20 protein-coding genes are annotated in these 12,545 nt (G+C 67.6%); all 20 read left to right on the top strand.

The genetic code is table 11. The annotated features are described in order from the left end of the window. Window positions 1-250 precede the first annotated feature (250 nt). The 20 genes from RBL05_RS13825 to RBL05_RS13730 all read left to right on the top strand — a co-directional run bounded on the left by RBL05_RS13825 (window position 251) and on the right by RBL05_RS13730 (window position 12,497). A complete protein-coding gene (locus RBL05_RS13825; RefSeq protein ID WP_308738982.1) occupies window positions 251-592 on the top strand; it encodes a hypothetical protein in 342 nt (113 codons plus the stop codon). Beyond that, window positions 579-875 carry a hypothetical protein gene (locus RBL05_RS13820; protein ID WP_308738983.1) on the top strand — a complete coding sequence of 99 codons (297 nt, stop codon included), beginning with the start codon at window positions 579-581 and terminating at the stop codon, window positions 873-875. The genes RBL05_RS13825 and RBL05_RS13820 overlap by 14 nt, the downstream gene beginning before the upstream one ends. Next, window positions 872-1,027 (top strand): hypothetical protein, encoded by a 156-nt coding sequence (locus tag RBL05_RS13815; protein WP_308738984.1) that lies wholly within the window; start codon window positions 872-874, stop codon window positions 1,025-1,027. The genes RBL05_RS13820 and RBL05_RS13815 overlap by 4 nt, the downstream gene beginning before the upstream one ends. Continuing rightward, entirely contained in the window at window positions 975-1,451 is a 477-nt protein-coding gene (locus tag RBL05_RS13810) for an ead/Ea22-like family protein (protein ID WP_318603782.1), read from the top strand. Before RBL05_RS13815 ends, RBL05_RS13810 begins: the two co-directional genes overlap by 53 nt. A gap of 4 nt (window positions 1,452-1,455) precedes the next feature. Continuing rightward, window positions 1,456-2,040: a hypothetical protein gene (locus tag RBL05_RS13805; RefSeq protein WP_308738986.1), complete on the top strand. Its 585-nt coding sequence runs from the start codon at window positions 1,456-1,458 to the stop codon at window positions 2,038-2,040. A 94-nt stretch (window positions 2,041-2,134) separates the two neighbouring features. Continuing rightward, on the top strand, window positions 2,135-2,263 hold the full coding sequence (locus RBL05_RS13800) for a hypothetical protein (RefSeq protein WP_308738987.1): 129 nt from the start codon (window positions 2,135-2,137) through the stop codon (window positions 2,261-2,263). After that, a complete protein-coding gene (locus RBL05_RS13795; protein WP_308738988.1) occupies window positions 2,260-2,631 on the top strand; it encodes a hypothetical protein in 372 nt (123 codons plus the stop codon). Before RBL05_RS13800 ends, RBL05_RS13795 begins: the two co-directional genes overlap by 4 nt. Before the next feature lie 11 nt (window positions 2,632-2,642). Next, a complete protein-coding gene (locus RBL05_RS13790; RefSeq protein WP_308738989.1) occupies window positions 2,643-3,020 on the top strand; it encodes a hypothetical protein in 378 nt (125 codons plus the stop codon). 50 nt (window positions 3,021-3,070) lie between these two features. Next, window positions 3,071-3,772 carry a hypothetical protein gene (locus RBL05_RS13785; RefSeq protein WP_308738990.1) on the top strand — a complete coding sequence of 234 codons (702 nt, stop codon included), beginning with the start codon at window positions 3,071-3,073 and terminating at the stop codon, window positions 3,770-3,772. A 531-nt stretch (window positions 3,773-4,303) separates the two neighbouring features. Further along, window positions 4,304-4,501: a hypothetical protein gene (locus tag RBL05_RS13780; protein ID WP_308738991.1), complete on the top strand. Its 198-nt coding sequence runs from the start codon at window positions 4,304-4,306 to the stop codon at window positions 4,499-4,501. After that, window positions 4,498-4,935, top strand: a complete 438-nt coding sequence (locus RBL05_RS13775; protein WP_308738992.1) for a hypothetical protein — start codon at window positions 4,498-4,500, stop codon at window positions 4,933-4,935. Before RBL05_RS13780 ends, RBL05_RS13775 begins: the two co-directional genes overlap by 4 nt. Before the next feature lie 179 nt (window positions 4,936-5,114). Then, window positions 5,115-5,288, top strand: a complete 174-nt coding sequence (locus tag RBL05_RS13770) for a hypothetical protein (protein ID WP_308738993.1) — start codon at window positions 5,115-5,117, stop codon at window positions 5,286-5,288. Continuing rightward, window positions 5,285-5,629 carry a hypothetical protein gene (locus RBL05_RS13765; RefSeq protein WP_308738994.1) on the top strand — a complete coding sequence of 115 codons (345 nt, stop codon included), beginning with the start codon at window positions 5,285-5,287 and terminating at the stop codon, window positions 5,627-5,629. Before RBL05_RS13770 ends, RBL05_RS13765 begins: the two co-directional genes overlap by 4 nt. Further along, window positions 5,626-5,877 carry a hypothetical protein gene (locus RBL05_RS13760; RefSeq protein ID WP_308738995.1) on the top strand — a complete coding sequence of 84 codons (252 nt, stop codon included), beginning with the start codon at window positions 5,626-5,628 and terminating at the stop codon, window positions 5,875-5,877. The genes RBL05_RS13765 and RBL05_RS13760 overlap by 4 nt, the downstream gene beginning before the upstream one ends. Next, a complete protein-coding gene (locus tag RBL05_RS13755) occupies window positions 5,874-6,578 on the top strand; it encodes a hypothetical protein (RefSeq protein WP_318603779.1) in 705 nt (234 codons plus the stop codon). Before RBL05_RS13760 ends, RBL05_RS13755 begins: the two co-directional genes overlap by 4 nt. An 870-nt stretch (window positions 6,579-7,448) precedes the next feature. Then, window positions 7,449-7,742 carry an HNH endonuclease gene (locus RBL05_RS13750; RefSeq protein ID WP_308738997.1) on the top strand — a complete coding sequence of 98 codons (294 nt, stop codon included), beginning with the start codon at window positions 7,449-7,451 and terminating at the stop codon, window positions 7,740-7,742. Window positions 7,743-7,855: 113 nt separating this feature from the next. After that, complete coding sequence (locus RBL05_RS13745; RefSeq protein WP_318603776.1) at window positions 7,856-8,359, top strand: hypothetical protein; 504 nt, start codon at window positions 7,856-7,858, stop codon at window positions 8,357-8,359. Between the two features lie 72 nt (window positions 8,360-8,431). Beyond that, window positions 8,432-10,042 carry a hypothetical protein gene (locus tag RBL05_RS13740; protein WP_308738999.1) on the top strand — a complete coding sequence of 537 codons (1,611 nt, stop codon included), beginning with the start codon at window positions 8,432-8,434 and terminating at the stop codon, window positions 10,040-10,042. Continuing rightward, entirely contained in the window at window positions 10,039-11,535 is a 1,497-nt protein-coding gene (locus tag RBL05_RS13735; RefSeq protein ID WP_308739000.1) for a hypothetical protein, read from the top strand. Before RBL05_RS13740 ends, RBL05_RS13735 begins: the two co-directional genes overlap by 4 nt. Next, window positions 11,532-12,497, top strand: a complete 966-nt coding sequence (locus RBL05_RS13730) for a hypothetical protein (RefSeq protein ID WP_308739001.1) — start codon at window positions 11,532-11,534, stop codon at window positions 12,495-12,497. Before RBL05_RS13735 ends, RBL05_RS13730 begins: the two co-directional genes overlap by 4 nt. The last annotated feature ends 48 nt before the right edge of the window (window positions 12,498-12,545 follow it).

The raw sequence follows: 12,545 nt of genomic DNA, 5'->3' as shown, positions 1-12,545 counted from the left end.
GCGCGGGTCATCTGCAACGGTGACCCGGCAACGATCACGGGTTCATCGCGCACCGCTGAGCACCTCACGGTCCGTTTCGACGACGAGCCGGGGCGCACCCACCCGATCCACCCGACCTGGCGCGTCGAGTACCTGGCCGAGTCCGGCCTCACCCGTTGCGGGCACCAGTCCCGGATCGGCACGCACTGCTACCGGCCCGCAGGACACGCCGGCCCACATCACGCAGGATTCATGGACAGGAGCGAATGACATGACCACCACCGACACTGACGCGCTGACCGAGCACGTGGCGCGGGCTATAGCGGCTCGCGTCCACATCAGAGGAGAGGACGCCTGGCAGGAGTACAAGGTCTACGCCGCTGCCGTTCTGCCCGTCTTGCAGGACACGGCAGAACGGCTCGCCAAAATGGTCACGCCTGCTGTGGCCGCCGAGGTGCGCAAGGCGAAGGCAGAAGCACTCAGGGAAGCGGCGGACAGCGTGCACGACAACGCCTCCTCCCCCTACTGCCTGCCCTGCCACCGAGACGACGCCGAACTGCTCCACACCATCGCCACCGAGTACGAGACAGGAGACAGCGATGAGCACCGATGAGTACGTGCCGAGCGAGGACGACGTTCGACTGATCTACGTGGCCGCGTACGTCGAGCAGTCCGAGCCCATCACGCGGCACCAGGAGCGCGAGGCCGACCGCGCTGGCGAGGAGGCATGGTCCGCCTTCCTCGCCCGTGTCCGCCGAGACGCCGCCAGGGAGTTCGTGGACCGCACGCTTCTCGACTGGGGGATCGGTGAGGACGAGGACAGCGACCTCGGCCCCGCTACCGCCGACGACCTCCGTACTGCAGTCGATGACACCTACCCCGAGGAGACCCCGTGACTATCGACCTGATCGACTGGGATGACGAGAACGCCGACGTGTGCGGCGAGACCTACGACCATGACGAGGTGTCCACCACGCAGGACGGCATGACGACCTATGAGTGCCGCCGATGCGGTGCTGAGTGGTGGGAGGACGAGGACGATGACTGACCCCGTGACCGTGCAGCCCACCCGAGACCAGCTACGAGCACTCGCAGACAAGGCCACCCCAGGGCCGTGGGAAACGTGGGACTGCATGCCCACACGACCCCACGACTTCGCGGTCGTCCTGTTCGGCGGGGAACGCAACCTCCCCGCCGTGTACATCACCGACTGGTGCGTCGCGGGCCCTGACGCCGAGTTCATCGCCGCCTCCCGCACCGCCGTGCCCCAGCTCCTCGACCAGCTCGACGCCGCAGAGCAGCGCATCCGTGACCTCACCCAGGAGGTCCGGGACGAGCGCGGCGCGGCCCTCGACCAGATGGAGCAGGTGCGCATCCGGGACGCGCGGATCAAGGCCGTGCGGGACGTGCTCGAAGCGGCCTATGACGATCAGGTCAGCTTCTACGACATCCGCCGCGCGCTGGAAGGATGAGGGCATGAGCGAACTGCGAATCGTGTCGGACGATGACGACACCCCTTGGATCGAGAAGAAGACACCGGACGGCACCTGGGAACGAGTCCAAGCATCGGACGATCTCCCGAAGTTTCGGGTGGCCGATCTCCGGAAGCTCAACCACAGCAGAGTCACCGAGATCGCCGAAACGATCGAGCACGCCCAGAACAAGCTCGCGGAAGAGATCCTCGCGTCCCATGCGTCGATGGCGAAGAGCCTGACAGAGGCTCTAAAGCCGCACTTCGCCCTCAAGGGCAACATCGCAACCGGAACGGGTCCGAACCTCCGGCCCGAGCCCGTGGCGCCCGCCATCCCGGCAGCTCGGGCCACTGCATTCGACATGCCAGACCTTCCTTCGCCCGCACCGGATCCCACCTACGAGCTCATCGCTCAGATCGAGGAGCAGAACACGATCCTCGTCGAGCAGCGGGACGACGCGAGGAAGCACGCCGCGGCCACAGAGAAGGACGCGAAGGGGAGCCGCACACTCGCGTGGGTCGCCATCGGTGTCACCGTGGCCGTGGGCCTCGCGCAGATCGTCCTCAGCATCATCGAGCTGAACGCCTAGACCCCACCACCCCACAGCCCACAGCCTCGTCACCCCTCCCCGGGTGGCGGGGCTTCTCGTTGCCTGAACGACATCCTCCACCAAAGGAGAACCCATGACCGAGGACCGCCCCGCCGTCCGACTCCACCTCATCCGCCAACAGGCCGAGCACGCGGTCCGCCGCGGCGAACAGCTCGACCCCCGCACCGTGCTCGCCATGACCCGCGGGGAGGCGAAGGGATGACCCGCACCCGCGCATCCGCCCGCGCCGCCGGCGCCCGCTTCGAACGCTCCATCGCGGACTGGCTCGCGCAACACCTCGACGACCGCATCGACCGCCGCGTGAAGACAGGCGCGAAGGACCGCGGCGACATCGGCGGTGTCCGCCACCGGGGCGAGCGCGTCGTCCTCGAATGCAAGGACACCGCCCGCACCGACCTCGCCGGCTGGATCCGCGAAGCCCACCTCGAGGCGATGAACGACGACGCCCGGATCGGCGTGGTCGTCCACAAGCGGCGCGGCACCACCAACCCCGCCGACCAGTGGGTCCACATGACCCTCGCGGACCTCGCATGGCTCCTCGGAGCCGACCACCCCACCTACGACGAATGAGGAGGAACGACATGGAGAGCTCACAGCCGCACGAGCTCGCCCACTACAGCGCAGGGAGATGGCTCCTGAGTCAGGTGTACATCGTCGGGTGGCCCGCCATTGGCGTCGTCAAGGCGGGGTACACCTCCGCCGGACGCACGCGCTTCGGCCCCTACCTGGTCCGCGGAGGGGAGCTGCTGTACCTGCAGTCGTTCGAAGGGATCGAGGCGCTGAACGTCGAGAGCCAGGTACAGGAGGAGATGCGTAGCCGGTGGCCTCTCGCGTTCGCGTCCAAGGCTGACGCTGCGGCGCATCTCGGCAGGAACGGTGCCGGGTATTCCGAGTGCTTCCAGGTGCCCGTCGCCCAGTGGCACGAGGTCATCGAGATCGCGAAGGGGGCGGAGAGTTGAGGATCCGCAGCATACGTCCAGAGTTCTGGTCGAGTGAGGACATCGCCGCGATGGACTGGACCACCCGGCTCGTGTTCATCGGCCTCTGGTCCTACGTCGACGACAACGGCGTCGGCCGGGACGTGGAGAAGCTGATCGTGGCCGACCTGTTCCCCCTCGAGGACGACCCTCGCGACACTCTCGCGACGGTCTCGCGAAGCCTCGCGAGGCTTTCCGAAGGTGGCCAGATCACTCGCTACACCCTCGAGGGGAAGCCGTACCTGTACGTCAACGCCTGGTCGAAGCATCAGCGCATCGACAAGGCCGCGAAGTCCCGCTACCCCCTCCCCACCAGCGACAACACCAAGCCTCGCGAGACCGTCGCGACACCCTCGCGAGACCTTCGCGAAGGGTCACCCATTGGAGAAGGGGAGAAGGGGAGAAGGGGAGAAGAGGAGAAGCACTCTCCTACGGAGAGTGTTCCGCGCAAGCGCGGCGCACACCAGATCCCCGACGACTGGGAGCCGAAGCCCGAGCATCGACAGCTCGCCGCCGAGCGCGGCGTCGACCTCGAGCTCGAGATCGCGAAGGTCCGCGACTGGTCCAAGGGCGGCAACAACCGCCGGCTCGACTGGGACGCCGTCGTCCGCAACTGGCTCCGCAACGCCCGCCCCGACCGGAGCACCCAACAACGACCGAACCGCGAGGTCGACTCCCGCGACTCGCTCGTCCAAGCCCACTTCGACATGCAACAGATGGGAGCACCCTCATGAACGACCCCACCCCGATCGGATCCGCCCTCGACACCCTCGACCAGCCCGCTACCGAGATCGTCACCGCGGCTAACGGGACCCGCGCCGCGATCCAGTGGCAGGGCACCGCCGTCACCGGCGAGTGGATCACCGCCTACGTCGAGTCGCTGATCCTCGCCCGCCTCGTGGAGCAGTGGCAGCCCCGCACCGGCACCGTGGAGCAGCAGGAGAAGGTCCGGCACGCGAACCGTGACCGTCTGATGCTGTGGCACCAGGCTCTCGCCGGCCTCCCCCGTGAGGGGCTCGAGGCTGCGCGCGAGTACTTCGTCCGTCAGGGCCCGCGGACGGAGCGTTGGTTCCTCCGCCCGTCGGACGTGTCGTCGTGGGTCCGTGCCCGCGCGGCCCGGAAGATCCCCGTCGGCAGGGAGTGCGGGAAGCATCCGGATCAGTGGGCGCACGACTGCCGGAAGTGCTCGACGCCCCTCCCCCAGGGGAGGCGCGGGCACGCATCGCCCAGATCCGCCAGACCCTCGCCCAGCGAAAGGACACCCCGTGAACACGGACACCGCCGCGCCGCTGTTCTACAACGCGATCGGCCCCTGGCATCGCTGGTTCGCCTGGCGCCCCGTCGACACCGTCACCCACGGCTGGGTCTGGTTGCGGACCGTCCAGCGCCGCCGCATCCAGCTCAAGCTCAGCCTTCCCGGCCCCATCCGCCAGGACTGGCAGTACCGGAAGGAGACCCGATGACCACCCTGTACCGCCCTGTCCTGATCGAGTCCGCCGAGCAGGCCGAAGCACTGCCCGTCGGGACTCTCGCCCGTCACGCCGCTGGCCCCGGTATGGACCACGCCCACAAGGTCTCCCCCCTCGGTCGGGACGTATGGGTTGCCGTGGGCGGGAACTGCACGAACGCCGAGATGGTCGGCTGGACGGCTCTCGTGCCCATCGAAGCCGAGGAGGAGCACAAGGGGCTCCCCGTGTTCCCGCGGCTCACCGACGCCCCCTGGCCCCCGCACAGCACCCCCAACCAGGACGCCGACGGGCGCTGGTACTTCATCGACGAGGACGGCTACAGCACCGCACATCTCGGCGATCATCCGTTCCACGACCTCATGGTCGCGTGGATCGACTCGCTCCCCCGCATGACCCGCTACACGACCCCCTGGGAACCCCAGCAGTAGCCCCACACGCCACGAATACCCCCAGCCGTACCCGTGAAGGGTGCGGCTTCTTTCATGCCCGCCTACACCCCACGGAGCCACATGACCCTCCACGACCTCGCCCACCACCTCAACACCGCGGCCCGGCTCCTCGCCGTCACCGCCACCTACCTCACCGAGATCGAGAAGGAGATCGAACGATGACCGTCCGTCCCCGCTACACGTACCGGGCGAAAGCCCGAGACCTCACCACCGCCTACGTCATCGTCTGGCGCGCCCTCACCCCGGCCCTGATCGCGACCACCCGGGCATTTGCCGGAGGGGCCCGACGCCTTCTCGCCACCCGATACACCGACCCGGAGGACCCCCGATGAAGCACCTCGCCCGCGCCACCCTCACCCTCTCCGTCCTCGCACTCCTCGCCGCCATCTGGCAGCCGTACGGCCCGTGGTGGGCATGGCTCCTCACCGGCGTACTGCTGCTGTTCGTCGGAGCCGCACTCGGCGGACAGCTCGAGCAGGAGAACCCTCCGACCGGCAACTCCACCGGACCGCACGTCCACTTCAAAGCCCGGGGCTACACCGCCGACGAAGTCGCCGAGCAGATCGACAAGACCGCACAGCGCAGAGCCGTGCTCACCGACCACGACGTCGAGAAGTACCGCCAGGAGCGCGGGATCCCCCAATACGGACGCAAGGCAGGAGACGACCAGTGACCACCATCGGCAACCTCACCCGCGCGCTCCTCCGCCGGATCCTCGGCAGGCAGTCCAACCAGACCGGCTACGCAGCAGGCGGCTACGTGGGCCCCGCCTCGAACTACCAGCCGGCGGGGTACCTGCACCACGGCGAGTACATCTACCGCGACGCGGACGGAACCGTCTGGCACGTCCAGCAGCGCCCAGACGGCGACACCCGCACCCAGCTCACGCAGGACGACCTCCTCGAAGGAGACGACGAATGACCGACCCCCTCGACGACTTCGAACACCTCAACCTCATCGCCCGCCACCGCAACCGCCTCGACGACATCAGGGAATGGCGCGCCCAGCTCAACGACGTCATGCTCACCATCTCCGGCTACTCCATGGACCTCACCGGCATCCGCGGCACCACCGACCGGATCCCCGGCGGTGACGCCCTCGCCATGCTCGGCCCCTGGTCCCGCGACGCGGACCACGGCGACGACCTCCCCCACCCCGACCAAGTCCTCCGGGAGTGGCGGGAGACCATCACCGAGGAGCAGCACGCCGGGTCCTGGGCGGAGTGCTGGCGCTGGCACTGGGACCACACCCCCCGGATCCTCGAGTCCCCGTGGGGTGAGGAGTGGCAACAAGACCTCACCGCGCTGTGGTGGCGCCTCGCACGTCTCACCGGCAACGCCCCCAAGGACGACACGCCCACGATGGCGGACGCCGAGGAGATCCAACGCCACGCCCAAGCTGTCCCCGACCACACGATGCTCACGCTCCGCGAAGCCGACCGCTTCGCCCCCGGCATCGAGAACCGCGTCAAGCGCGACCGCAACGCCGAACGAGACCGGGCCCGCAGGCAGCACCGCGAACCCGACTACCGATGCGACCCCGACGGCAAGCACTGGCGCGTCCAAGACCTCCGCCAACACTACGGATTCCCGCTACTCGCATCCGCTCCCGCAATCGTGTAACCTTCCGACTGAGGCACCAGTGTCTCCACTCCCAGGCCGCTCACCCCTACGGGTAGCGGCCTTTCGCATGTCCGAAGACCGTGACCACCGACCCAGCGCCAGCAGGGACGACCACGGCACCCAGCCCCCGCTCGAAGCGCCCCACGGGTGACAGGCGCTCGCGGGACGCGCCAGCCACACGCGTACACCTGGGCCACAGACGCCCCCACGCGACGGCACGGCGCAGCACCAGCCCCCGGGGAGACCAACAAGTCCCCCGGGGGCTCGGTGCACACCCCCCACAACCAGGGACCCAACCCCCAGGCAGGACCCACCCCTCACCGACAAGGGACCCCACCCCCACCCCGGAACCCGGCCGGCCCCGACCTACCTCGACGCGAACCGAGCAACCCTCAACGCCGCGCGATCCCTCAACGACAGCGACTCACCACGAGCCTGCTTCGCCACCATCGACTCCTCAACGATGATCCGATCACGCCACGCCTCATACGCATCAACGGTGCCACCCTCAACACCAGAGCCATCGAGCACCACGAGCTCACCCAACGCCGCAAGACCACGACCTCGCAACTGACGATCGGGCGACGGCAACGGAATCCCCAGAGCCTCCGCCCGAGACACCAGATCCTCATGGACCTCACCAAGCGCACGAGCACGCGACTCAGCCCACGACAACGTGGACTCCGAAGCACGCACAGACCTCGCTGACTCAACCTCAGCACGCGCATCAGCCGCACGCTGCTCAGCCCGAACCACACGCTCATCAGCACGCGCCTGCATCGCATCAACCCTCGCGAGCTGACGCTCACGCCACTCTCGATAGCCCATGAGCGAAGCGTAGCCAGCAGCCGTGACAGAAGGAAGCACCACGTGAGCTGGACCGAGTACCCCACGCAGCGCACCGCCACACGATCACAGCAGATCGCATGGGAGCGCGCCATCAAGGCACGCGACAAGCACTGCCAGATCAACGGCCCACGATGCACCGGCCACGTCGACGAAGCCGACCACATCGTCCCCGTCGCCGAAGGCGGCGCAGAGCTCGACCCCGCGAACGGCCAAGGAGCCTGTTCGACCTGCCACAGCGACAAGACACAAGCCGAAGCACGCCGCGGACAACACCGCTGGAAGCGCAAGACCGAACCCCACCCCGGACTCAAGTAAACCCGCAGGTCAGGGGGCTGTATGCCCTCCCCTCCCCCACCCAGAGCGCGGCGGGGTCGCTAGTCGCTAGGTAGCCGTACGGGTCTGGGGAGTTCTGGTTCTGACAGGAGGTGGTGGCGATGGCAGGTCGTGGACCGCAGCCGAAGGACCCTTCGAAGCGGGTCCGGCGCAACGCTGATCCGTCGGCGACGACGATCCTTCGGTTCGAGGAGTCGGAGCAGCCGGAGCTCCCTGAGTTCGATGTTCAGGTCGAGAAGGACGGCGAGCTGATCGCGCAGAAGTACGTGTGGCCGGAGGCGACTCGGCGCTGGTGGGCGATGTGGCGGGACTCGCCGCAGTCGGAGCACTTCGGGTCGACGGACTGGGCGTTCCTGCTCGACACGGCGCTGCTGCATGCGGCGGTGTGGGGTCGGGGTCATATGTCGTCGCTGCCGGAGCTGCGTCTTCGTGTTGCGAAGTTCGGGAGCACCCCGGAGGACCGCGCTCGCCTGCGGATGCAGTTCGCGGACGCGGATGCGGCGGACTCGAAGCGGAGTGCGCCGGCGGAGTCTGCTCGAGCTCGGCGTGGACAGATCAAGGTATTGCGTCCGGAGGAGCGTCCGGCGTCCGCGGAGTGAGTGTCCAGGAGGTGACCGCGGATGTCGTGGGAGCCACTGGACGGGGACGAGTTCCCGACGCTGGGGTACGACGTGATCGACTGGATCTCGGCGAACCTGGCGCAGCCGGATGCTGGTGCGGAGCCGCGCCCGTTCGTGCTCTACCCCGAGCAGGAAGACTTCCTGATCAACTTCTACCGGCTGGATCCGGTGACGGGCCGGCGGAAGTTCCGGCGCGGGGTGCTGTCGCGTCCTCGTGGCTGGGGGAAGTCACCGTTCGCGGCTGCTCTGATGGCTGTCGAGGGGCTGGGCCCGGTCGTGTTCGATGGCTGGGATGCGTCGGGTCAGCCTGTCGGGAAGCCGTGGGCGGAGATCCGGACGCCGCTGATCCAGGTCGCCGCGACGTCGGAGACGCAGTCTCGGAACACGTTCTCGGCGCTGCAGGAGATGATGGAGGGCCCGGTGGTGGACAACTACCGGGGTGTGGAGATCCTGGGTGATCGGATCAACCTCCCGTCGGGGCGCCTCGAGATGGTGACGACGTCGGCGCGGACGATCAAGGGTGCTCGTTCGGACTTCGTGGTCTGTGATCAGACGGAGGAGTGGGTGTCGTCGAATGGTGGCGCCCGGCTCCATCAGGTGATCGACGCGAACGCAGCGAAGCGCGGTGGTGCGTATCTCGAGACGCCGAACGCGTTCATCCCCGGCGAGGACAGTGTCGCGGAGAAGTCCGCGAACTACTGGTCGATGATCCAGGAGGGGAAGGCGGTCGCGGATGGTCTGTACTACGACCATCGCGAGGCGCCTGGGGACACGGATGTCGCGGATCGTGAGTCGCTGACGATCGGTCTGCGGATCGCGTACGGGGATGCGTCGCAGCATCCTGACGGGTGCGTGATCCATGAGCCGGCGTGCCCTCCCGGGCATGCGGACCTTGAGCCGCGGATCCAGTCGTTCTGGGACCTGACGAAGGATGTGCAGGTCGCTCGGTCGGACTACCTGAACCAGGTGGTCGCAGCGTCGGATTCGTGGCTGTCCCGCCCGGAACTCACCGCGGTGGTCGACGTCGTGAAGGTCGTCGGCCCGGATGATCCGATCGTGGTCGGGTTCGACGGCTCTCGTGGGCGTGCGCGTGGGATGGCGGATGCGACGGCTCTGATCGGGTGCCGGGTCTCGGACGGGCACCTGTTCGTGTTGGACGTGTGGGAGCAGCCGCGGAGCGCGACGGAGTGGCATGTGCCCGTCGCGGATGTGGATGCTCGAGTGCGTGAGGTGTTCGACCAGTACACGGTGGTCGGGTTCTACGCGGACCCGAACGGGTGGACGTCGCAGATCTCCGAGTGGGAGGCGCGGCATGGCCGGCACCTGACGGTGAAGGCGAAGCGTGACGCTCCGATGACGTACTGGCCGAAGGGCAAGGACGCGAACGTGCCGAGGCTCCTCGAGGAGCTCCACGACGCGGTCGTGAACGGTGACTGCTCGCTCGATGGGTCGACGGTCCTGATCCGGCACATGCTGAACGCGCGCCGGCGACGCACGAGGTCCGGGTACCTGCTGTACAAGGCGTACCCCGACTCCCCCGACAAGATCGATGCCGCATACGCGGCGGTGATGGCATGGAAGGCACGGCTGGATGCAATGTCCGCTGGCGCCGCCCGGAAGAAGCAGGTCCCTGCAAGACGTAGAACGGCGGTGATCCGGTGATGCTCGGTATCGGCCCTGGCCCGATGGTGGACGTTTCGCATGAGCCGGAGCGGCTGCTGAACCTTCCTCGGATCGCGGAGCTGTCGGACGCGGAGAACGCGGACATCGCGGAGATGTCGGAGCAGGTGCGTCGGGTCGCTCAGCGGAACCGGGAGCGGTTCGTGTTCTACAACGCGGAGCAGGCGTTCGTGAACATGGGCGTCGCGATCCCGCCGGAGTTCGAGCCGTACGCGTCGGTGCTGGGCTGGAATGCGACGGCCGTCGATGCTCTGGCGCGCCGGATCCAGCTGGATGGGTTCGTGCGTCGAGGTTCGGTCGATCGGTTCGACGGGCTCGACAGGACGTTCCGTGACACGGGCTTCTACCAGCAGCACAAGATGGCTGTGCAGTCGATGCTGATCTACGGCGTCGCGTTCATGGCGACGCTGAAGAACGCGGGGACGCTGCAGGTGCAGGCTTACTCGGCGCGGGACGCGACGGGGCTGTGGGATCCGGTGCGTCCGGGCCGGCTCCGTGTGGGTCTCGCGGTTCAGGAGTGGTCGCACTTCGGGCCGAAGTCGCTGCTGCTGTTCTACCCCGGGCAGGTGATCCAGCTCGAGCGGCCGACGGTCGGTGCGGACTGGCAGGTGGGCCGGTTCTCGACGGGTCTGCCGGGCAGGGTGTCGCTGCGTGCGTTCCGGTTCCGTCCTCAGCTGGACAAGCCGTGGGGGCAGTCGCGGATCAACCGTCCGATGATGTCGCTGGCTCGCTCGGGTGCGCGGTCGTTCCTGCGTGGCGAGATGAACGGTGAGGTGTACGGGTACCCGCAGCTGTACGGGACGAACACTCCTCCGGAGGCGGCGGAGCAGTTCCGGTCGGGGATGGCGCGGTTCTTCGCGCTGGACTACGAGCGGGACGAGGACGGCGCTCCGGTGAAGGATGCGCCGGAGTCGAAGATCGGGCAGGTCCAGATCGGCTCGCAGCAGCCCCATATGGATCAGCTGCGGATGACGGCGACGATGTTCGCCGCGGAGTCGCAGCTGTCGCCGGACAAGCTGGGTGTCATCCACGACAACCCGTCGTCGGCCGATGCGATCGACCGTGCTGACGGGGAGCTGAACGACCTCGCGGACGAGACGGGGCGTGACATCGACGATCCGACCGTGGATCTGATGCAGGACGTGTGGCTCCTCGCCAACAACTCCGTCACGCTGCCGACTGATGTCGAGGCGCTGGCGTGCGACATGCACGATCCGGCGATGACGACCCGATACTCGCAGCGGATGGCGCTCGCGTCGCTCGTGACCGCGGGTGCCGTGGTGCCTGGTGAGGTCGTGACGTACGAGGCGGCTGGCTACTCGAGGGCTACGTCCCTGCGGCTCACGGAGGCGTTCCAGGAGGCGGAGCGGCGGAAGAACCAGCAGGCGATCGCTGAGCAGGCGCTCGCCGCGCGGTCGAATCCGCTCACGTCGGCTCTGGTCGCTGCTCGTGAGTCCGGGGTCGAGCAGTCGTGAGCTGGGATGCGTTCCTGAAGTGGCGGGGCGAGACGGCCGAGATCGCCGATGCGACCACGCATGTGACGACTCTGCTGATGGATCGCGCCCCCGGCGGATCCGATGTGTTCGAGTACATGGCGACGGCAGCGCCGGTGGTTCTGTCGTCCTACGCGCAGTCGTCACAGGATGCCGCTGTCGGGTACGTGAAGAGTGCCCACCGTTCTGCCGGCCTCAGCGTCGTGCCGTGGAAGCCCACCGCTGCCGTGATCACCGCGGCGATGCTCGAGCCGGTCGTGAAGTGGGCTCTCACCGATGTGGTGATGCCGTGGGCGATGGAGGAAGTCCTGCCGAAGGTCGTGCAGGGTGCTACTCGTCTGGTCACGAACGTCGGGCGCGAGACGGTCTCCCAGGGGATTGCAGAGTCTCCGGAGGAAGCATCCTGGCGTCGCGTCCCCAGCGCGGATGCGTGTGCGTACTGCCGGATGATGTCGCAGTGGACCTACAGCAACCGGGCCGATGCGTCCCGGACTGTAGCGCGCTACGGGTACTACCGGTCAGACCGCCATGAGCATCGTCGGTTCTTCCATCCGTACCTCCGCTACGCGGGGATCGATGAGAACGGCGAACCGATGGTGACCCCGGAGGCGCGAGCGGCTCGAGGCTCGAAGCAGGGCCCCGGTTCCCCATTCCACGGGAACTGCCGGTGCGAGCCGATTGCCATGTTCGGCGCGAACGGGATGGACGACGTCCCCGAGGAGTATCAACTCCGCTGGGAGAGCTTCACCCGGCAATGGGACGACGCGTACGCCCGTGCGGGCGAAGAGCGTGCGACACAACGGGAAGCGCTCCGTGAGGAGATCTACTCCCGCGTACTGCGTCCCAGCGAGAAGCGAGACGCGTGGAAGGCCGAGTCGCGCGAGCTTCCTAACCAGGAGCAGATCGCCTTGGCGATCATCCGAGGCGAGCACGGCGCTCGCTGACCAATGACCAATCTCGAGCCTCACCGACTGGTGGGGCTCTTCGCCATG

It is taken from the genome of Brachybacterium sp. GU-2 (genome assembly GCF_030866705.2).
GTDB lineage: Bacteria > Actinomycetota > Actinomycetes > Actinomycetales > Dermabacteraceae > Brachybacterium > Brachybacterium conglomeratum.
This window is presented reverse-complemented; position numbering and strand designations above follow the sequence as displayed.

Coding starts and splice junctions, on each gene's coding strand:
- RBL05_RS13825 (WP_308738982.1), top strand. CDS start 251: ATGACCACCACCGACACTGACGCGCTGACCGAGCACGTGGCGCGGGCT.
- RBL05_RS13820 (WP_308738983.1), top strand. CDS start 579: ATGAGCACCGATGAGTACGTGCCGAGCGAGGACGACGTTCGACTGATC.
- RBL05_RS13810 (WP_318603782.1), top strand. CDS start 975: ATGAGTGCCGCCGATGCGGTGCTGAGTGGTGGGAGGACGAGGACGATG.
- RBL05_RS13805 (WP_308738986.1), top strand. CDS start 1,456: ATGAGCGAACTGCGAATCGTGTCGGACGATGACGACACCCCTTGGATC.
- RBL05_RS13800 (WP_308738987.1), top strand. CDS start 2,135: ATGACCGAGGACCGCCCCGCCGTCCGACTCCACCTCATCCGCCAACAG.
- RBL05_RS13795 (WP_308738988.1), top strand. CDS start 2,260: ATGACCCGCACCCGCGCATCCGCCCGCGCCGCCGGCGCCCGCTTCGAA.
- RBL05_RS13790 (WP_308738989.1), top strand. CDS start 2,643: ATGGAGAGCTCACAGCCGCACGAGCTCGCCCACTACAGCGCAGGGAGA.
- RBL05_RS13785 (WP_308738990.1), top strand. CDS start 3,071: ATGGACTGGACCACCCGGCTCGTGTTCATCGGCCTCTGGTCCTACGTC.
- RBL05_RS13775 (WP_308738992.1), top strand. CDS start 4,498: ATGACCACCCTGTACCGCCCTGTCCTGATCGAGTCCGCCGAGCAGGCC.
- RBL05_RS13770 (WP_308738993.1), top strand. CDS start 5,115: ATGACCGTCCGTCCCCGCTACACGTACCGGGCGAAAGCCCGAGACCTC.
- RBL05_RS13765 (WP_308738994.1), top strand. CDS start 5,285: ATGAAGCACCTCGCCCGCGCCACCCTCACCCTCTCCGTCCTCGCACTC.
- RBL05_RS13755 (WP_318603779.1), top strand. CDS start 5,874: ATGACCGACCCCCTCGACGACTTCGAACACCTCAACCTCATCGCCCGC.